An 18,583-nucleotide genomic window follows, 5' to 3' on the forward strand; every position below is an offset into this window, starting at 1 on the left:
TTGCAGGCAACAGTCAGCTTTTCGTGGACAATCCGGGCCGCGCGTGGCACCAGATGCGCGGCCAAGGAAGACGCGCGCAATGACCGAAAAGACCTTTACCCCTACGCCGGATCAAAGCCCCGCCTTTCGCGAGGCGCTGGGGTGCTTTGGCACTGGCGTCACCGTGATCACCACACAAACCGAAGGTGGACCGCGCGCGATCACTGTGAATTCCTTTGCCTCGGTCTCATTGGACCCGCCGCTGGTGTTGTGGTGTCTGGCCAAGGAATCGTACCGTTTCGATGCCTTCAGCAGCTGTGAACATTATTCGATTCATGTGATGGCACAGGATCAACAGGATCAGGCGCTGCGGTTTGCGCGTGACGGTGCAGATTTCTCACATGCAGATTGGACTGAGGATAAGACCGGTCGCCCGCAATTGACCCAATGTCTGGCGCGGTTTGATTGCCGCCTGCATGCGCGGCACGACGCCGGGGATCATCTGATTATTGTCGGTCAGGTGGATCAGGTAATGTACCGCACCGGCAAGGGTTTGATCTTCAAGCGCGGTCAGTTCGGCGGGTTTGTCGACCTGATCTAATCGTCCAGCGACCCATGCACGGCAAGCGCCTCAAGCTGGGCGTCCTGCGGCGTGATGACTCGATAGCTTTCGTGCACACCTGCCTCGCTCAACTCACGGGCTACGGTGAGCAAAGTGTTGGCGGCATGGTCTTCGCACAGGTCAGACATGTGATCGATTTCGGATTGTGCGACGCCCATTGCGGCCTCGACCGATGGCGCGCCGTAGAATTGTACAAAATGTTCGGCCAGATTGCGCGTTATCTGATCCTTCTCTGCAGGCTCGATCTGTGTCACGGCGACAAATGTGACGCGGCCAAAGGTCTCCAGACCCAACCAGCCATTTGCAAATGCCTGCCGCGCCTTACCCTCAAGATCGGCATCGCTCCAGTTCGAAAACTCGAACCCGCCGGACACACACCATTCTCCGGTACGGGCCGGGGAATGAAACACGTTCATATCGCTTTCGTCGAAATGGATTGCGCGGGCCAGTTTCATCGTCCGTTCTCCAACACTTCGGTCAGGGGGCGCAAGCGCGTGTCTGCACCGTCGCGGATCAGCATCCCGAACCGCTCATCCGTTCCAAGGAACACACCGCCGTCCGTTAGCGGATCACCAACACCGCGCAAAAGCGCCATCCAGTCGGTATGCAACGGCGCGTTGCCTTCCTCTTGCCATCGATTGAGCCAGGTCAACATGTGACGAGACCAGCTTTCGACCAGTTGCGTCGCGGAAACCTCTGCGCACCCTTCGTCATAGAGCGCGGTAACGTCCGGGTTCGCACCCGGCGCTTCGCTGGTTTGCAACAGCGCCAGTTCCCAACCAACAATCAGCCAATCCGGCTCGTCTTCGGCTGAGGTGTCCGAGGCGGCGACCCGAAACTTCCCACATTTTGCGCCGTTCACGCAGATCAATCCGTCCCAGCCGAGATGCACGGCAACCTCGGGCGGAGCCAGAGCGCCCAGCGCATTCTGAAACCCCACAGCGCAAAGGGGCAGCATCGCCATGGCGTCCCGCAACGGCACCTCGGGCGCAAAGACGATGGCAACGCGCAGGCGGTCGGCCTGAATGTTGTAGACGACCGTTCCCGCGTCACAACCCAGTGCCGCCATAGCCTGCGCGCGGTCGAACGGGTCTTCCCCACCCTGAACAGAGTGGCCCGTCAGCAAAGGGGGAAAGACCGGCTGGCTCATGCGAAGCCGTTCGAGATCAGGTCGCGTGCGATTTTGCGGAACGACTCGGCCTGTGGGCTGTCGGGTTTGCTGACCACGATGGGTGCCCCCCCGTCGGCAGCGACACGAATATCCAGATGCAGCGGAATCTCACCCAGCAACGGTACACCCAGCGTCTCAGCCTCGGAGGCGACACCGCCATGGCCAAACACATGCTCTTCGTGCCCGCAGTTCGAGCAGATGTGGGTCGACATGTTTTCAATCATACCCACGATCGGAGTCTTGAGCTGGTTGAACATGTCGATCCCCTTGCGGGCGTCGATCAGGGCTACATCCTGCGGGGTTGAGACGACGATAGCACCGTCCACCTGGAATTTCTGACTCAGCGTCAATTGCACATCGCCGGTGCCGGGTGGAAGGTCGACGATCAGCACGTCCAAAGCGCCCCACTGAACCTGACCCATCATCTGTTGCAGCGCGCCCATCAGCATGGGTCCGCGCCAGACAACGGCCTGACCTTCGTTGGTCATCAGCCCCATGGACATCATGGTCACGCCGTGATTGCGCAACGGCAGGATGGTCTTGCCGTCCGGGCTGGCCGGACGACCGGAAACACCCAGCATCCGGGGCTGCGACGGGCCGTAAACATCAGCGTCCAGCAAACCCACACGGCGACCTTCGGCGGCCAAGGCGCAAGCAAGGTTCGCGGACACGGTGGATTTGCCGACGCCACCTTTACCGGATGCGACCGCTATGATCCGATCGACACCTGGAACGGCCTGCGGCCCGGTTTGCGATGGCTTGGGCTTCGGCTTCAAATCTGGCGGGGCCTTTTCGGAATGCGCAGTCATCATGGCCGAGACATTGGCCACACCGTCAACCATCTGCGCGGCCTTCTCGGCCGTTGCCCGTACAGGCTCCATCTGTTCGGCGTGCTTTGGGTCGATCTCCAGCACAAAACGCACGGTGTCGCCTTCCACGTTCAGTGCCCGCACAACGCCCGCGCTGACAATATCTTGCCCGGACACCGGATCGGTGATCTTTTTCAGGTTCGCCAGAACCGCATCACGAACACTCATGCCTCGTTCCCTTTGATGCGCCCTGCTGACAGGGGCGTGCGTGTCGACTCGCCACTCATTGCATGTGTCTCCGTCTCTTTCAGTTTATTTGACGCACCGCGCCCCGCCCCGTTAGGCTGAGCCATGCGCTTTGTCCTCTTGTGCCTGAGCCTGACGCTCTCTGCCACCCCCTCTTGGTCACAAGAGGCTATTGGGCTTGCGGCCCCGGCCGAGGTGAATGACTCTGGTCTGTTGCAACATATTCTTCCTCGCTTTTCTCTCAAGACCGGGATTCGCGTTATTGCGGATGACACAGGCGTTATGGTCCTGAAGCCCGCCCCGCCCGGCGATCCGGTTTTTGCCCGCAATGATGTAATCTATCACCTCACCATCGAAGACAATAAGCGGCAGGCTCGGTTTCGCGACTGGCTGCGTTCGGAGATCGGCAAACGCACCGTTGAGAGTTTTGCGCCCGCGCAGGGCACGCCCTTTACCGCCAGCTTTGATCTGACGGTCACTCAGTCGGACGAAACCGTCGACGGCGATACCGTGCTTGGCGAGGAACTGTCGATGACCCATTGCGGGCGATGCCATGTGATCGGGCCGAAGAACCGAATGAACGGGCTGGGGTCGACGCCTTCTTTCCCAGTGCTGCGCGCAATGCCCGACTGGTCTGAACGGTTCGAGGCGTTCTTTGCCTTGAACCCCCACCCCGCGTTTACGCAAATAGACGGGCTGACACCGCCTTTTGACCCCGAACGCCCGTCTCCCATTCACCCGGTCGAGATCACGCTGGACGATCTTGACGCGATCCTCGCCTTTGTGTCGCGCATCGACGCGGCAGATCTTGGTGCCCCGCTGCAGTTTCAATGATCCTTTCTGTCCGAATAATAGTCTTCGGTGGTAACGACCCGAGGCTTGGGGTTTGACTGGAACGGATTGTCCTGCTGTTGGAACTGCGTATTCACCCTACAATTGTCACACATCTGGATCATTCGTGCCTGATCCGACGTGGCAAACATCGGGTGCGTGCCCGAAAGCTTCTCCATGATCCGTTCCACAGTAGATTTCACCCCAAACAATGCACCACATTCAACGCAAGCAAAGGGCTCCTCTTCATTGAGCACTTGCTGCGACAGGGCCGCATCACTCAAATCAAGCTGTGGGACTAGAGTGATCGCGTCTTCCGGGCAGATCGTCTTGCACATCCCGCATTGCAGACAGGCATCCTGCTGAAAGTTGAGTTGCGGCTTGTCCGGGTTGTCGATCAGTGCACCAGACGGGCACAGCGACACACAGCTGAGACACAAGGTGCAACTGTCCTTGTTTACCGCCACCGCCCCATAAGGCGCATTTTCGGGCAGCGGCAACGGTGCCTCAGCCTGCGGGTTCAGAGCCTGCGCAGCCAATCGCGCGATCTGTCGGCGATTCCCCAGTGGCAGAACCGGATCAGCCAGAGGCTGCGGCACGTCTTGACCATAGAGCAGATCAGACATGGCATCGGGATCAACCTCATCAATCAGGCCGATCCCGTCTGACCCGGCAATAGCGTGTGCCAGTGCAACCTCGCGATCCAGCGCGTCCCGCTCGGTCGTGGGCGCGAGCAGCACATCCACACGAGCAAATCCGTGCGCCAAGGCGGCAAGCATCTCGGCGTGACCGAAGCCCGATATAACATTTAGTTCCAACGGGATAACATCCGAAGGTAAACCACGGCCAAAGCGTGCTGACAGCCGGATCATCTCGGACCCATGCGCATCATGGATCAGCAGTCGAGGCGCAGAACCTCCTGCACGTCGATAGGTGCGCGCCAGGATATGCATCCGGGACAACAGCGCCGATACACTCGGGTCCTCATAGGTGATCGCGGTTGACGGGCACAGAGCAGCACACGCACCACATCCGGCGCAGACCATCGGATCGATGCTCACATGCTCTCCCGCTGGTGTAATCGCCCCGGTTGGGCAAACATCCAAGCAGTTAGAGCAGCCCACCTGTTCGGCCCGCGAATGCGCGCAGAGTGTTTCTTCCAAACGCACGTACAGGGGCTTTTCGAACGTACCAACAAGTTGCGCAGCCTCAAACGCCAGACGTTCAACAGCCACCGCGTCTTTTGGATCGGCCCTCAGATATCCCTCGCGCTTGGCTGGGGCTTGTACAAAGGGCGTGCTCCCTGTCAGGTCCAGAATAATGTCACAAGCGGAATGTGCACCATCCTTAGGGTCAGTCCATGTGAAAGCGCCACGCCCACCCGGCACAACCTGTTGCAAAGCGTCCAGACGCAGGGAAAAACCGCCCAGCGCCCCGGACACGGACTTCACCTTACCGCGAACCACATCGAACGCGCGCGAAGTCGGCTCTGCCTGATCCGTGGTCAGTATGGTCACAGCCAAGGTTCCCGCCAATTTCTCAGCCAGATCAAATCCCACCGCACCGGGGCCGATGATGAAGCAGGTTCCCTCGCTTATGACATCGACGCTGGGCGTGACCGGTTGCGGCAACAGCGCCTCAGCCGCCAATGCCGCCATCTTGGGTGCCGCATCTGCGCCCTGTTCGGACCAACCCGCACGGTCGCGCAGGTCAAAAAAGCCGGGCGTGTCAATACCCAGATCTTCAGCCAAAGACTGGAACACCTCCTGCTCTTGCAGGCAGGCGATCACGGCTTCCCCTTCTTGCATCAGGTCGGCGGCGGATTGCAGTTGGGTTGTGCAAAGGGTCGTGTGCACCTTGGAACAGGTCAGCCCGCAGGCGCTTTCGATCCTCTCGGGGTCCAGCGCCTGTGTTCCGGCGCAGTCGCATAACAATATTTTGGTGCCCATGTCCCCTCCAGTGGGAAGCCATCCCGTGCAATTAAGGCTGTATCCTCAGCCCGACAACTTCAACCCCCCTGAAGCGCGCCGGGTGCCAAGCTGCATTGGGGCGCAAAATAGCAGGAAACCAAAGTGTTTTGTGGCCCGCTCACGAAGATGCGACCAAGACTTACGACCAAAGTCTAAGAGTGCAGGCTTGGCACAAAGACAGATTGTGTACCATAGTGTTCATGGAAAGGCACGGGAGAGCCTTACGGGGAGGAGCCAGTGGCCAAGGCCGCAAGCCAAATCGAAATGCCGGTTGGCGTCATCGTGCGCAAGACACCCGGGGTCACACGTTGGGCCCGTTGGAGTTGGCGTGCAGTGGCCGCCGTGCCCGGTGCAGGCCCTGCCGATTGGCAGGTTCTGCGTCGTGAAGACGATGCGGTTGAATACCACGCAGCCACCTTGCCCCTGACCCTCTGGGCAGATGAGACCGAGGCTTACATGGTCAATCTGTCGGACGGGCAGCCATCGCTTTATCTGGTGTTGCGGGATGAATTGCAGGGGGATGTTCCTCTGAACGCGGTACTTGTCACTGCCTCACCTTTTGAGGGGCAGGACTATGCCGATACCGGCGAAGAGATCGTCGAGAAAATTCCCATGACCGAAGGGCTGATTGCCTGGGTGAGGGACTTCACACTCAAGCATCATGAGCACGAAGTGTTCATAAAGCGCCGCCGGGACAAAAAACGCACCGACTTGGTCGAGGATGGCAAGGGCGACGCTCGTATCCGTCAGGACTCGGATGTCTACCGCGCGCCCAGAAAGGTGCTGCAATGACCCAGTCCCGCGATTTCTGGTCCCGCCGAAAGGCCGCTGTTCAAGCTGAAGCCGAAGCCGAGGTGATTGCGGTCGAAGAACAAGCTGTCGCGGCGCGGCAGGCCGAATTGCAAGAGAAGAGTGATGCCGAGATACTGGCCGAGTTCGATCTGCCCGACCCGGATACGCTGCAACCAGGCGATGATGTGTCGGGCTTTATGGCAAAGGCCCTACCTGATCGCCTGCGTCGACGTGCGTTGCGGCAGTTGTGGCGCCTGAACCCGGTTCTGGCCAACGTGGATGGGCTGGTTGACTACGGCGAAGACTATACCGACGCAGCCTGTGTGATCGAGAACCTCCAGACGGCGTATCAGGTTGGCAAGGGCATGCTGGCCCATGTCGAAGCGTTGGCAGCGGCGGAGGCCCCCCAAGAGGATGAGAGCGACTTCGAAGTTGAGCCCTCGCTTGAACTGGAGACGGAGCCAGCGCCTCAGATTGACTCACCCCCTGCCTCAGAGGTGCCTCTGGCAGAGGCAGAAATCGAGGTCGAAGACGAGATGGAAATGACCCCGGCGCCACGCCGCATGAAATTTGAATTTGAAGGATAACAGATGACCGCAAGCAACGCGCAAAATATGGACATCTCGGCCGAGGATCGGCTGCGCGCGGATTTCTATAATTTTCTGGGTTTGCTTCTGGCTGGCCCACCCGATCAGTTGCTTCTGGGACAGATGGCGGGGCTGAGCGGAGACGACACCGATCTGGGTCAGGCCATTCAGGCAATGGCGCGTGTGGCCAAGGTCACCAAGCCCGCCGCCGCCGAGCGTGAGTTCAACGCACTGTTCATTGGGCTGGGTCGTGGCGAGTTGCTGCCTTATGCCAGTTTTTATCTGACGGGGTTCCTGAACGAAAAACCTCTGGCGCAATTGCGCAATGACATGGCCGTCCGGGGGATCACCCGTGCGCAGAATGTGTTCGAGCCCGAAGACAACATCGCCTCTCTGATGGAAATGATGGCGGGCATGATCGTCGGACGTTTTGGCGCCACTGCATCGCTCGAGGACCAAAAGGCGTTCTGGAACAAGCATATCGGCCCCTGGGCCGCGCATTTTTACTCTGATTTGGAAGCTGCCGAAACCTCGGTTCTTTATGCATCCGTCGGCACAGCCGGGCGCGTGTTCATGGAGATCGAGAGGGAAGCCTTCCGAATGACGACAGCGTGATGCGCTGTCATTCGCCAGCGCCCAAACGGGCGTTACACTGCAATTGGGAAAGGAGGTTCCCATGAGCAAGACCAAGGAACAAGGCGCCTCGCGCCGTGACTTCCTGAAACTGGCCGGAACCGCAGCGCCTGCTGCTGTTGCCGCCGCAAGCCTGACCGGGGAAGCCGAGGCAGCCGAGCTGCCGACCGACGAAACCCGCATTCAGGACACCGCGCATACACGCGCCTACATCGAAAGCACCCGGTTCTAGGATCGGGCGCCTTCACATCCGACAGACGGTTGCGATTGGCCCTGACGTCGGCTTCAGCAGTACCAAGCCAGCCGTGGCGTACACGGCGCGCAAGGGAGGAAACAAATGCTTAGGAAAAAGACCAACGGGGTTGCGAGACGCCCCCAGCGGACAAGTATCCTGTCCCAGGTCGGCGAAAAAACCGTCGATCGCCGCGCATTTCTGCGTGGCTCGGGCCTCACGATCGGCGGTCTTGCCGCGATCAGCGCCACGGGTGGAACCGTGACGCCAGCCAGTGCCCAGACAGCGGCCAATCAGGCCGTCGAGAATATCAAATCCATCTGCACCCACTGCTCGGTCGGATGTACGGTTATCGCCGAAGTGCAGAACGGTGTCTGGATCGGGCAGGAACCCGGTTGGGACAGCCCCTTCAACCTGGGCGCACACTGCGCCAAGGGCGCTGCCGTTCGAGAGCACGCGCATGGTGAACGCCGCCTCAAGTACCCGATGAAAAAAGAAGGCGGCGAGTGGAAGCGCATCAGCTGGGAAGAAGCGATCAACGAGATCGGCGACGGCATGATGAGCATCCGCGAAGAATCCGGGCCGGACAGCGTATACTGGCTGGGTTCAGCCAAACATAACAACGAACAGGCCTACCTGTTCCGCAAGTTTGCTGCCTATTGGGGCACGAACAACGTGGACCATCAGGCCCGTATCTGCCACTCAACCACTGTTGCGGGGGTTGCGAATACATGGGGCTACGGCGCCATGACCAATTCGTATAACGACATCCACAACTCTCGGGCTATCTTCATTATCGGCGGTAACCCGGCCGAGGCGCACCCGGTCTCGCTGCTGCACGTTTTGCGCGCGAAAGAGCAGAACAACGCCCCGCTGATCGTCTGCGATCCGCGCTTTACGCGCACCGCGGCGCATGCGGATGAATATGTCCGCTTCCGCCCCGGTACCGACGTCGCTTTGGTCTGGGGTATTCTGTGGCACATCTTCGACAACGGATGGGAGGACAAAGAGTTCATCCGCACCCGTGTCTGGGGGATGGACCAGATCCGTGAAGAGGTCGCCAAGTGGAACCCGGATGAGGTCGAACGCGTCACCGGTACGCCGGGATCGCAGCTGAAGCGTGTTGCGCGCACCATGGCCAACAACCGTCCTGGAACGGTGATCTGGTGTATGGGTGGCACGCAGCATACCAACGGCAACAACAACACCCGCGCTTACTGCGTGCTACAGCTTGCGCTTGGCAACATGGGCACCTCGGGTGGTGGCACCAACATCTTCCGCGGCCATGACAACGTGCAGGGTGCGACGGACCTCGGTGTTCTGTCCCATACCCTGCCCGGCTACTATGGTCTTTCGGCCGGTGCCTGGGGACACTGGGCCCGTGTCTGGGGTGAAGAACCGGAATGGCTAGCTGGCCAGTTCGCCTCGATCAAAGACAAGGAAGGCAAGGACAAGCCGCTGCAGAACGAACGCGGCATACCTGTTTCCCGTTGGATCGATGGTGTTCTGGAAGACCCGGCAAACATGGATCAGGACAACAATGTCCGCGCTATGGTTCTGTGGGGCCACGCGCCCAACTCGCAGACCCGGATGACGGAAATGAAGACGGCGATGGAGAAGCTGGACATGCTGGTCGTGATCGACCCGTATCCCACCGTCTCGGCCGTTCTGCATGACCGTACCGATGGCGTTTACCTGTTGCCCGCCTGTACGCAGTTCGAAACTCGTGGCTCGGTCACGGCATCGAACCGGTCGCTGCAGTGGCGCGACAAGGTTGTGGAACCACTGTTCGAAAGTCTGCCGGACGAGGTCATCATGGCCAAGTTCGCAAACAAGTTCGGATGGGCAGACCGACTCTTCCGCAATATCGAAATGGATGACCCGGAAACCCCGAATGTTGAAAGCATCACACGTGAGTTCAACTCCGGCCTCTGGACCATCGGTTACACCGGTCAATCGCCGGAACGGCTGAAAAGCCATATGGCCAACCAGCATACGTTCGACAGAACCACGCTGCAGGCAATCGGCGGACCAAACGACGGCGAGTACTACGGTCTGCCCTGGCCTTGCTGGGGAACTGCTGAGATGGGTCATACGGGGACTCCGAACCTCTATGACATGTCCAAACCGGTGGCCGAAGGCGGCCTGACCTTCCGTGCCCGCTTTGGCGTGGAACGCGATGGCGACAATCTGCTGGCCGAAGGGGTCTATAGCGTTGGATCGGAAATTCAGGATGGATACCCTGAATTCACGATGCAGATGCTGATGGACCTGGGTTGGGACGGCGATCTGACCGACGAAGAGCGCGCGGCCATTGACGCCGTTGCCGGTCCAAAGACCAACTGGAAAACTGACCTTTCGGGCGGTATCCAGCGCGTCGCAATCAATCATGGCTGTGCGCCCTTCGGGAACGCAAAGGCACGCGCGGTTGTCTGGACCTTCCCGGATCCGATCCCGCTGCATCGCGAGCCGCTCTATACCAACCGGCGCGATCTGGTCGAGGACTATCCGACCTACGAAGATCGTCAGGCCTATCGCCTACCCACCCTTTACGCTTCGATCCAGAAGAACGACTTTTCAAAGGATTACCCGATAATCCTGACGTCTGGTCGTCTGGTCGAATATGAAGGCGGCGGCGATGAGACACGGTCGAACCCGTGGCTGGCTGAGCTGCAGCAGGACATGTTCGTCGAGATCAATCCGCGCGATGCCAACAACCTTGGTATTCGCGACGGATCACAGGTCTGGGTCGAAGGTCCCGAGGGCGGCAAGGTCAAGGTGATGGCGATGCTGACCAATAGGGTCGGTGCCGGCGTGGCCTTCATGCCGTTCCACTTTGGCGGCCATTTCCAGGGCGAAGACCAGCGGCACAAGTACCCCGCCGGAGCAGACCCCTATGTGCTGGGTGAAAGTACCAACACCGCCCAGACCTACGGCTATGATTCAGTGACCCAGATGCAGGAGACCAAGTGTACTCTCTGCAAAATCTGGGCAGCGTAAGGAGGACGATAATGGCTAGAGCAAAGTTTCTCTGCGACGCTGAACGCTGCATCGAGTGCAACGCCTGCGTAACCGCGTGTAAGAACGAGCACGAAGTGCCGTGGGGCATCAACCGCCGCAGGGTGGTGACGATCAATGACGGCAACCCGGGTGAACGCTCGATCTCGGTCGCCTGCATGCATTGCTCGGATGCGCCCTGTATGGCGGTGTGCCCGGTCGACTGCTTCTATCAGAACGAAGAAGGGGTCGTCCTGCATTCCAAGGACCTGTGTATTGGTTGCGGCTATTGCTTCTACGCGTGCCCCTTTGGCGCACCGCAATATCCGCAGGCGGGCAACTTCGGATCGCGTGGCAAAATGGACAAATGTACCTTCTGTGCCGGCGGCCCCGAGGAAACGCACTCGACCGCAGAGTTCGCCAAATATGGTCGCAACCGGATCGCCGAGGGCAAACTGCCCATCTGCGCCGAGATGTGTTCCACCAAGGCCCTGCTTGCCGGTGACGGCGACGTAGTGTCCGCAGTCTACCGCGAACGCGTCGTGGCGCGCGGGTTTGGCTCGGGCGCGTGGGGTTGGGGCACAGCCTACGACCAGAAAGACGGCTAAGACCGCCTTTTCGTGAACCAAACAGGCGACCTGCATCCGTGGGTCGCCTGATCAGGGATTTTGACCGAGGTTCAGATGTTCCGCTTTCTCATCGCATTGCTGTTCACCTTTGGGTTGGCACAGGCCACCGTTGCACAAACCGCCGAGACCGAGACCCCGCCTGCCTCGGATGAGCGCGCCTCGACCGGAGGCGCAACAACGCTTGAGGATATCCTTGCGCGACAGCGAGGCGAAAAAGTGGACAACACCTATCGCTCGGAAAACACCGGCCAGGGCAATGTCGAAGGTTTTCTGGGCCAGTTTGGACCCAGCGGCGTGTCTTCGGACAGCGATATATACCGCGCGCTGCGCTTTGGCTCGGCGGATGTCACTGTTTCATCACGGGGGCCTGCCGACAGTGTGCTGATCCAGGATGGCGGCATGTGGTGGTGGGAATTCCGCACCGGCCCACTGCGCGAATACGGCACCTATATCATCGCCGGAATGCTGGGCATCATTGTTCTGTTCTTCCTAATCCGCGGCAAAATCCGCATCGACGGAGAGAAAACCGGCCGAACCGTCACCCGCTTTAATGGATTTGAACGATTTGGCCACTGGCTGTTTGCAGGGTCGTTCCTGATCCTTGGCGTCACCGGTCTGCTGACGCTTTATGGCCGCGACTTCCTGATGCCGATCTTCGGAAAAGAAGGCTTTGCCACCATCGCTCAAAGCTGCAAGTGGCTTCACAACAATCTGGCTTGGGCTTTCATGCTGGGGTTGATCATCGTGACCGTGAATTGGATCGCGCACAACATCCCCAACCGCACCGACCTGAAATGGCTGGCCGCCGGTGGGGGGCTGTTTACCAAAGGTAGCCATCCGCCCGCCAAGAAATTCAACGCAGGCCAAAAGGTGATCTTCTGGGCCTGTATCCTGCTGGGCGCTTCGATCAGCCTGTCCGGACTGTCGCTACTGTTCCCGTTCGAGCTGCCGATGTTCGCCAAGACATTCTCTGTTGCCAATGCCACCGGCATTCCACAGTTTCTGGGCCTGAACCTGCCCGTGCAGATGTCGCCGCAAGAAGAAATGCAATACGCACAGATATGGCACGTAATGGTCGCCTATGCCTTCATCGCCATCATCATTGCGCATATCTACCTTGGGTCCGTCGGGATGGAAGGCGCGTTTGATGCCATGGGTACTGGCGAGGTCGAAGAACAATGGGCCCGCGAACATCACTCGCTGTGGTTGGAAGAGGTGCAGGAAAAAGAGGCTGGCAAGGCAGCGGCCTCACCTGCCGAATAGATGCGCTGGCTGATCTTTGCCTTTGCGGTGATCCCCCTGCCCGCGTGGTCAGAGTTCTTTACGCTCAAAGGCCATGGTGGGCCGATCATGGGGATCGCCACGGCACCAGACGGCCGGATCGCAACAGCCAGTTTCGACAACTCCGTCGGGCTATGGTCGAACCAGACGCCCGAATGGCTGGAAGGTCACGAAGCTGCCGTCAACGCGGTCGTCTTCAACGGCACAGCGATCTATTCCGCCGGAGATGATTTCACTCTGCGTCGCTGGCCGGGCGGAGAGATCGTAGGTCAGCACAAAGGCAAGATCGTTTCTGTGGCTGCTTCCAAAACTCATGTAGCAACGGCCAGTTGGGACGGCACCATCGGCTTATGGCCTGTCGATGGCACCGCCCCCACCCTGTTCGGCCCCACGGGCAGTGGCGTGAACGCGGTCGTCTTTTCCCCGGATGGATCACAACTTTATTCCGCAGGTGTAGATGGATCGTTGCGCCTGTGGGAAGTTGATACCGGTGCGGAAACAGATCGTCTGGTGGAACACGGCTTTGGCATCAACGAATTGATTTTGAATGCGCAGGACAACTGGATCGCCTATGGCGCAGTGGACGGGGTGACGCGCATCCTCGATTTGACCACGGGTGAGGAACGCGACTTCACACTGGACCGCCGCCCGATCCTGGCCTTGGCACTCAGCCCGGACCGAAGCCTTTTGGCTGTTGGCGACGGCGAAGGCTATATCATGACGATCGACACGACCGAATGGCGCATCACGCAGGATTTCCGTGCGACGCTGCGCGGACCGGTCTGGGCGCTGACGTTCTCAAGCGACGGTCAGAACATTCACGCAGGTGGCATAGACGCCGCTATGTACAGCTGGCCTGTGGGTGAGCTGTCGGATCAACAGCAAATGGCCTCGACCGCGCCCAGTTTTCTGAAAGATCCCGAAGAGATGGAGAACGGAGAACGTCAGTTCGCCCGCAAATGCTCGATCTGCCATAGCCTGACACCCGACAGCGGACGCCGGGCGGGGCCGACACTGCATGGCATCTTTGGGCGGCCCGCAGGATCGCTGCCCGGATATTTATACTCGGATACGCTGCAAGACTCTGATATTGTTTGGAATGAACAGACAATAAATACCCTTTTCGATGAAGGGCCGGATCATTACATTCCGGGGTCGAAGATGCCGATGCAACGGATTGCAGAACAGCAGGACCGGGACGACCTGATCGCCTTCCTGCGCCGTGCAACGGACGACCAGAACTGAACCGGAGGAGACTATGAAAGCCTTTTTTGCCGCGGTTGTCGCGATGGTCGTGATTACAGTCGCAGCCCCGTCTACCTTGGATCGGATCGGGTTCAGCGCTGCGGACACCACGTCTGGTTCTGCGGTGCGCCTAGACTGAATGTCTCAATATCTGACCACACGCGAACTGGCCGATCTGTTGCGCATTGGCGAGCGGAAAGCCTATGATCTTGCCTCTTCGGGCGAGGTGCCCTGCGTGCGCGCCATGGGCAAGCTGCTGTTCCCCAGAGCCGAGATCATTGCCTGGCTCAACGCCTCGCGATCCGGCCCGCAGGTGGCCGAACCGCCCCTGCCCCCGATTGTTGCAGGCAGCCATGATCCTTTGCTGGATTGGGCATTGCGCGAAAGCGGATCGGGTCTAGCGACCTATTATGATGGCTCCTTCGACGGATTGACTCGGCTGAGCGACCGCAGCGCCCAGGCGGCAGTGCTTCACATCCACGAAGAGGACGGATTCAACACCAGTTCCCTGCGCGACGCGTTGGGCGAAGCCCCGGTGATCCTCTATGAAGTCGCCCGGCGTGAGCGCGGGCTGCTGCTTGCCCCAGGCGTTTCGGATATCAAATCCTTCGAAGACCTCAAATCGCGCCGCGTCATCCTGCGTCAGGACAGTGCAGCCAGCCAACACCTGTTTGATGCCCAACTTTCAGCCCACGACATGAGCCGGGATGATCTGGATATCTGCCCTGGCTGCGCACGCACCGAAGAAGAACTGGCCATCGCCCTGCACGATCAAAAGGCCGAGGCTGGCTTTGGTCTGGGTGCTTTGGCCGGGCTTTACGACCTGGGTTTTGTCCCAACCCATTCCGAAAGGCTGGACCTGGCGATCTGGCGACGGTCCTTTTTCGATCCACCAATACAAAAGCTGATGACGCTCTTGCATTCAGATCAATTCACCCAGCGCGCCCTGGAATTCGGTGGCTATGATCTGTCGGGAACCGGCACCATCCACCACAATGGTGCCAGTGAGTGATCCCCTCACCACTTCATCTTTTCAAAAATACTCACCCTGCACGGGTTGGCCGCAGTCCGACCTATTGGGCATTTGGGAAAAACACCTGCTGTCCTTCAAGCCGGAAGGATGCAATCGCCTCCTGCCCATCCGCCCCGGTCAGCCAGTCAATAAAACGCTGACCGGAAGCCGCCCGCACATGATGGTGCTTTTTAGGATTCACAAGGATCACACCGTATTGATTGAACAAGCGCGGATCGCCCTCGACCAATACCTCAAGATTGCCCCGGTTGCCAAAGGACAGCCACGTGGCCCGGTCTGTCAGCGTATAGGCGTCCATTCCGCTGGCCACGTTCAGGGTTGCGCCCATGCCCGATCCGGTTTCACGATACCACGCGCCCGAGGCACCCGTTGGATCAAGACCGGCAGCCGACCAATGGCTCAGCTCGGCCTTATGCGTCCCACTGTCATCGCCACGCGATGCAAAGGGGGCTTCAGCTTCCGCAATGGCAGTCAAAGCAGCCAGAATGTCGGATCCGCCACGAATCTCGGCCGGATCCGATTTTGGGCCGACCAGAACAAAATCGTTGTACATCAGGTCTTTGCGTTCAACGCCCCAGCCGTCTGCGACAAATTTCTCCTCGGCCGGCTTGGCATGGACCAGCAGTACGTCGCCGTCCCCATTGATCGCATTGCGAATGGCCTGACCTGTTCCCACCGCAACAACGCGCACGTCTATGCCGGACTCGGCCTCGAACCACGGCAGAATATACTCCAATAACCCAGAGTTCTGCGTCGATGTCGTGGATTGGACGACGATGAACGGCGTTTCCGCCGAAACCGCCCCCGCCGTTAAGCCAAGTGCCACTGCTGCTGCCCGAATAGCTGCCCGGAACATCATATTCTCCGTCTTTTCTTTTTAAGTAACCAGCCCACCCGCCAGATAGCGACGCGATGCCTCGCTTTCGGGGGCATCCAATACCTGTTTTGCAGGTCCATGTTCGACCACGTGTCCGCCCTGCATCATGACTATGTCAGCGGCCAACCGCCGCGCCTGCCCGATGTCGTGCGTCACCATCACGATCCGCACCCCACGTGTCGAGGCGCGCTGGATCATCCGTTCGATCATCTGAGTGGCGCTTGGGTCCAGGGCGCTGGTGGGTTCATCCAAAAACAGGGTTTCAGGGCCTGTCGCCAAGGCGCGGAGGATCGCCAGCCGCTGCGCCTCGCCCCCGGACAGAGATCGTGCAGATTGTCGGGCTTTGTCTTCCAGCCCGCCCTCGGTCAGCAATTCGGCAATCCGGGTTTTGCGCGCGTCACGTGCTATCTTCTGTCGTCTTAGGACAAAGTCCAGATTGGCCGAAACCGAACGCCGCAGAAGAACCGGTTGCTGAAACACCATGGCCTGTCGTGCCGTGTGAACGGGACCCAAGGGTGCACCATCCTGAATGACCCGCCCCTGATCCGGGCTGATCAACCCGTGCAAACACCGCAACAACAGACTTTTGCCCGCGCCATTTGGTCCCAGCAACAACGTTGGTCCCGGCCCATCCAGCGTCAGATCAGCAACATCCAGCAAAGCCCTGCCGTTGCGGCGGATCTGAAGGCCGCGCACCTGCAGACACTTCGTCATGTCGCAAAGCAAATCACGCATGGCGCAAACCCTCCTGTTCGGCCCGCAGACTGGCGGCGCTGACCATGGCGTTTACCACCACCGCAATCCCGATCAGGATTGCCCCCAAGGCCAGTGCCAGCGCGAGATTGCCTTTCGACGTCTCAAGAGCAATCGTTGTCGTCATAACTCGCGTAACATGGTTGATATTTCCGCCCACGATGATGACCGCACCCACCTCGGCAATTGCACGTCCAAACCCGGCCAACAAGGCCGTGACCAAAGCCAGGCGTGCGTCCCACAGCAGCACAGGAACCGATGCAAGGCGCGACACGCCCAAGGATCGCAACTGTTCGGAATACTCCTCGGCCAGCATTTCGATCACTTGCCGGGTCAGCGCGGCAACGATCGGGGTGACCAGAACCACCTGCGCGATGATCATGGCCGTCGGGGTATACAAAAGCTCAAGCACTCCCAAGGGGCCGGAACGGGACAACATCAGATAGACCAGCAGTCCAACGACGACGGGCGGGAACCCCATTAGCGCATTCATCAGCACGATCAACGAGCGCCGTCCAGGGAACCGGGCGACAGCCAAAGCCGCACCGACAGGCATCCCGATCAGGGCAGAAATCAGCACCGCAAACACGGATACTTTCAGGGACAAAAGCACAATCGCCCAAAGCTCTGAGTCTCCTTCGAAGATCAAAGCAACCGCCAAGCTGAATTCTGATGCTAATCCCTGCATTTTCTACCGCATGATCTGCATTTCGTACGAAATGCGTTAATTTACAAGCAAATACTACTCTGATTTTCAATCGAGTACAGACACAAATCCGGCATCCAAAATGAAAAACGCGGCCCCGATCGGGGCCGCGCTGAATTCGTTCGAATTATCGGATTGCGTTAGTTCAACGCCGCATCCGTGATCTGGTGCGTCCAGGCGCCGTCTGGCTCTTTTGTAATAGCCGGGTTCTCTGCGGAAACAGCTGACAGCAGTGTTTTTACGGTCTGGTCATAATCGGCAGGATCCAATGCGCCGTCCGATCCTTCGATAAGCTTTGCAACCTCACCCATCATATAGACCTGATGGTCCAATTCCTGCGCGCCGGTCTCATCGAATTCCAGCACGATTTCGGCGGCCTCTTCCTGGTTTTCAGCCGCGTATTTCCAGCCTTTCATCGAGGCCCGAACAAAACGCTCCATCTTGTCGACGAAGGCGGGGTCGTTCAGGTTCTCTTCCATGACATAAAGGCCATCCTCAAGCATCCCGAAACCCATCTGAAGATAGTTGAACGTCACCAGCTCTTCAGGTGTGATACCGGCCTGAAGGATCTGTCGGTACTCGTTGTAAGTCATGGTGGAAATGCAATCCGCCTGCCCCTGGATCAGAGGATCTGCAGAAAACGCCTGTTTCAAAACAGTGACACCGTTATCATCTGCGCCGTCCGTTTCGATGCCCAAGGACGCCATCCAGGCGTAGAATGGATATTCATTGCCAAAGAACCAAACACCCATGGTGCGGCCGGGGAAATCCTCGGGCGTTTCGACGCCGGTGGATTTCAGGCAGTTGACCTGAAGACCGCCCGTTTTAAACGGTTGTGCGATATTCACCAGCGGAACGCCGCGCTCACGCGCAGCCAAACCAGCGGCCATCCATGTGGTGATGACATCTGCACCGCCACCGGCAATGACCTGTTCCGGTGCGATGTCCGGGCCACCCGGTTTGATTGTGACATCAAGCCCTTCTTCGTCGTAGAAACCTTTCGCTTCCGCCACGAAGTAGCCGGCAAATTGCGCCTGCCCGACCCATTTCAACTGCAACGTCACTTCGTCCGCCGCTAGCGCCGTGCTGGCTGCCAAACTGAAGGCGGCAACCGCCCCGCTAAGTAGCTTGTTCATCTTCATATCTCCTAGTTGCTTATGGTTGCCTCGTTTTCGAGGTCTGTTGAGTTT

General features: G+C 59.0%; 20 protein-coding genes. 12 read left to right on the forward strand and 8 right to left on the reverse strand.

Annotated features, from left to right (window positions below; genetic code table 11):
- Nucleotides 1-79: 79 nt before the first annotated feature.
- Nucleotides 80-580 carry a flavin reductase family protein gene (locus ALB80_RS08465; protein ID WP_050603603.1) on the forward strand — a complete coding sequence of 167 codons (501 nt, stop codon included), beginning with the start codon at nt 80-82 and terminating at the stop codon, nt 578-580.
- Here the strand turns inward: ALB80_RS08465 and ALB80_RS08470 are convergent.
- Genes ALB80_RS08470 through ALB80_RS08480 form a run of 3 tightly spaced genes read right to left on the reverse strand, consistent with a single transcriptional unit; the run spans nt 577 to nt 2,809 of the window.
- On the reverse strand, nt 577-1,056 hold the full coding sequence (locus tag ALB80_RS08470) for a DUF6505 family protein (RefSeq protein ID WP_050603604.1): 480 nt from the start codon (nt 1,054-1,056) through the stop codon (nt 577-579). The genes ALB80_RS08465 and ALB80_RS08470 overlap by 4 nt on opposite strands.
- Nucleotides 1,053-1,751 (reverse strand): biotin/lipoate--protein ligase family protein, encoded by a 699-nt coding sequence (locus ALB80_RS08475; RefSeq protein WP_050603605.1) that lies wholly within the window; start codon nt 1,749-1,751, stop codon nt 1,053-1,055. The genes ALB80_RS08470 and ALB80_RS08475 overlap by 4 nt, the downstream gene beginning before the upstream one ends.
- Entirely contained in the window at nt 1,748-2,809 is a 1,062-nt protein-coding gene (locus ALB80_RS08480) for an Mrp/NBP35 family ATP-binding protein (protein WP_050603606.1), read from the reverse strand. The genes ALB80_RS08475 and ALB80_RS08480 overlap by 4 nt, the downstream gene beginning before the upstream one ends.
- 123 nt (nt 2,810-2,932) lie before the next feature.
- On the opposite strand from ALB80_RS08480, the gene ALB80_RS08485 reads away from it, so the two are divergent.
- Nucleotides 2,933-3,661 carry a cytochrome c gene (locus tag ALB80_RS08485; protein WP_050603607.1) on the forward strand — a complete coding sequence of 243 codons (729 nt, stop codon included), beginning with the start codon at nt 2,933-2,935 and terminating at the stop codon, nt 3,659-3,661.
- Here the strand turns inward: ALB80_RS08485 and ALB80_RS08490 are convergent.
- Nucleotides 3,655-5,607, reverse strand: coding sequence for a 4Fe-4S binding protein (locus ALB80_RS08490; protein ID WP_050603608.1), 1,953 nt, complete (start codon nt 5,605-5,607; stop codon nt 3,655-3,657). The two genes, ALB80_RS08485 and ALB80_RS08490, sit on opposite strands and share 7 nt — an antisense overlap.
- Nucleotides 5,608-5,865: 258 nt before the next feature.
- Between ALB80_RS08490 and ALB80_RS08495 the strand changes: the two genes are divergently transcribed.
- From ALB80_RS08495 to ALB80_RS08535, 10 genes are all read left to right on the forward strand, one after another.
- Nucleotides 5,866-6,420 (forward strand): DUF3305 domain-containing protein, encoded by a 555-nt coding sequence (locus ALB80_RS08495; RefSeq protein ID WP_083445233.1) that lies wholly within the window; start codon nt 5,866-5,868, stop codon nt 6,418-6,420.
- Nucleotides 6,417-7,007: a DUF3306 domain-containing protein gene (locus ALB80_RS08500; protein WP_050603609.1), complete on the forward strand. Its 591-nt coding sequence runs from the start codon at nt 6,417-6,419 to the stop codon at nt 7,005-7,007. The genes ALB80_RS08495 and ALB80_RS08500 overlap by 4 nt, the downstream gene beginning before the upstream one ends.
- A 3-nt stretch (nt 7,008-7,010) precedes the next feature.
- Nucleotides 7,011-7,622 (forward strand): molecular chaperone, encoded by a 612-nt coding sequence (locus tag ALB80_RS08505; protein ID WP_050603610.1) that lies wholly within the window; start codon nt 7,011-7,013, stop codon nt 7,620-7,622.
- A gap of 61 nt (nt 7,623-7,683) precedes the next feature.
- Nucleotides 7,684-7,872 (forward strand): ubiquinol-cytochrome c reductase iron-sulfur subunit N-terminal domain-containing protein, encoded by a 189-nt coding sequence (locus ALB80_RS08510; protein WP_050603611.1) that lies wholly within the window; start codon nt 7,684-7,686, stop codon nt 7,870-7,872.
- Nucleotides 7,873-7,977: 105 nt separating this feature from the next.
- On the forward strand, nt 7,978-10,872 hold the full coding sequence (locus tag ALB80_RS08515) for a formate dehydrogenase subunit alpha (RefSeq protein WP_050603612.1): 2,895 nt from the start codon (nt 7,978-7,980) through the stop codon (nt 10,870-10,872).
- Between the two features lie 11 nt (nt 10,873-10,883).
- Nucleotides 10,884-11,477, forward strand: coding sequence for a formate dehydrogenase FDH3 subunit beta (gene fdh3B / locus ALB80_RS08520; RefSeq protein WP_010439472.1), 594 nt, complete (start codon nt 10,884-10,886; stop codon nt 11,475-11,477).
- Between the two features lie 75 nt (nt 11,478-11,552).
- Nucleotides 11,553-12,761, forward strand: a complete 1,209-nt coding sequence (locus tag ALB80_RS08525) for a formate dehydrogenase subunit gamma (protein ID WP_050603682.1) — start codon at nt 11,553-11,555, stop codon at nt 12,759-12,761.
- Nucleotides 12,762-14,024, forward strand: coding sequence for a c-type cytochrome (locus ALB80_RS08530; RefSeq protein WP_050603613.1), 1,263 nt, complete (start codon nt 12,762-12,764; stop codon nt 14,022-14,024).
- A gap of 13 nt (nt 14,025-14,037) precedes the next feature.
- Complete coding sequence (locus ALB80_RS22815; protein ID WP_256364016.1) at nt 14,038-14,163, forward strand: hypothetical protein; 126 nt, start codon at nt 14,038-14,040, stop codon at nt 14,161-14,163.
- Entirely contained in the window at nt 14,164-15,036 is an 873-nt protein-coding gene (locus tag ALB80_RS08535; protein ID WP_050603614.1) for a helix-turn-helix transcriptional regulator, read from the forward strand.
- Nucleotides 15,037-15,097: 61 nt separating this feature from the next.
- Here the strand turns inward: ALB80_RS08535 and ALB80_RS08540 are convergent, their stop codons facing one another.
- From ALB80_RS08540 to ALB80_RS08555, 4 genes are all read right to left on the reverse strand, one after another.
- Nucleotides 15,098-15,913: a substrate-binding domain-containing protein gene (locus tag ALB80_RS08540; protein ID WP_050603615.1), complete on the reverse strand. Its 816-nt coding sequence runs from the start codon at nt 15,911-15,913 to the stop codon at nt 15,098-15,100.
- Nucleotides 15,914-15,934: 21 nt separating this feature from the next.
- A complete protein-coding gene (locus ALB80_RS08545) occupies nt 15,935-16,669 on the reverse strand; it encodes an ATP-binding cassette domain-containing protein (RefSeq protein ID WP_050603616.1) in 735 nt (244 codons plus the stop codon).
- Entirely contained in the window at nt 16,662-17,375 is a 714-nt protein-coding gene (locus ALB80_RS08550; protein WP_050603617.1) for an ABC transporter permease, read from the reverse strand. Before ALB80_RS08550 ends, ALB80_RS08545 begins: the two co-directional genes overlap by 8 nt.
- 158 nt (nt 17,376-17,533) lie before the next feature.
- Nucleotides 17,534-18,529, reverse strand: coding sequence for an ABC transporter substrate-binding protein (locus ALB80_RS08555; RefSeq protein ID WP_050603683.1), 996 nt, complete (start codon nt 18,527-18,529; stop codon nt 17,534-17,536).
- Nucleotides 18,530-18,583: the final 54 nt, after the last annotated feature.

This window comes from Ruegeria sp. 6PALISEP08, from assembly GCF_001238295.1.
In the GTDB taxonomy this organism is placed as follows: domain Bacteria; phylum Pseudomonadota; class Alphaproteobacteria; order Rhodobacterales; family Rhodobacteraceae; genus Ruegeria.

Coding starts and splice junctions, on each gene's coding strand:
- ALB80_RS08530 (WP_050603613.1), top strand. CDS start 12,762: ATGCGCTGGCTGATCTTTGCCTTTGCGGTGATCCCCCTGCCCGCGTGG.
- ALB80_RS08465 (WP_050603603.1), top strand. CDS start 80: ATGACCGAAAAGACCTTTACCCCTACGCCGGATCAAAGCCCCGCCTTT.
- ALB80_RS08550 (WP_050603617.1), bottom strand. CDS start 17,375: ATGCAGGGATTAGCATCAGAATTCAGCTTGGCGGTTGCTTTGATCTTC.
- ALB80_RS08555 (WP_050603683.1), bottom strand. CDS start 18,529: ATGAACAAGCTACTTAGCGGGGCGGTTGCCGCCTTCAGTTTGGCAGCC.
- ALB80_RS08540 (WP_050603615.1), bottom strand. CDS start 15,913: ATGTTCCGGGCAGCTATTCGGGCAGCAGCAGTGGCACTTGGCTTAACG.
- ALB80_RS08505 (WP_050603610.1), top strand. CDS start 7,011: ATGACCGCAAGCAACGCGCAAAATATGGACATCTCGGCCGAGGATCGG.
- ALB80_RS08510 (WP_050603611.1), top strand. CDS start 7,684: ATGAGCAAGACCAAGGAACAAGGCGCCTCGCGCCGTGACTTCCTGAAA.
- ALB80_RS08545 (WP_050603616.1), bottom strand. CDS start 16,669: ATGCGTGATTTGCTTTGCGACATGACGAAGTGTCTGCAGGTGCGCGGC.
- ALB80_RS08515 (WP_050603612.1), top strand. CDS start 7,978: ATGCTTAGGAAAAAGACCAACGGGGTTGCGAGACGCCCCCAGCGGACA.
- ALB80_RS08480 (WP_050603606.1), bottom strand. CDS start 2,809: ATGAGTGTTCGTGATGCGGTTCTGGCGAACCTGAAAAAGATCACCGAT.
- ALB80_RS08490 (WP_050603608.1), bottom strand. CDS start 5,607: ATGGGCACCAAAATATTGTTATGCGACTGCGCCGGAACACAGGCGCTG.
- ALB80_RS22815 (WP_256364016.1), top strand. CDS start 14,038: ATGAAAGCCTTTTTTGCCGCGGTTGTCGCGATGGTCGTGATTACAGTC.
- ALB80_RS08475 (WP_050603605.1), bottom strand. CDS start 1,751: ATGAGCCAGCCGGTCTTTCCCCCTTTGCTGACGGGCCACTCTGTTCAG.
- ALB80_RS08485 (WP_050603607.1), top strand. CDS start 2,933: ATGCGCTTTGTCCTCTTGTGCCTGAGCCTGACGCTCTCTGCCACCCCC.
- ALB80_RS08535 (WP_050603614.1), top strand. CDS start 14,164: ATGTCTCAATATCTGACCACACGCGAACTGGCCGATCTGTTGCGCATT.
- ALB80_RS08470 (WP_050603604.1), bottom strand. CDS start 1,056: ATGAAACTGGCCCGCGCAATCCATTTCGACGAAAGCGATATGAACGTG.
- ALB80_RS08500 (WP_050603609.1), top strand. CDS start 6,417: ATGACCCAGTCCCGCGATTTCTGGTCCCGCCGAAAGGCCGCTGTTCAA.
- fdh3B (WP_010439472.1), top strand. CDS start 10,884: ATGGCTAGAGCAAAGTTTCTCTGCGACGCTGAACGCTGCATCGAGTGC.
- ALB80_RS08525 (WP_050603682.1), top strand. CDS start 11,553: ATGTTCCGCTTTCTCATCGCATTGCTGTTCACCTTTGGGTTGGCACAG.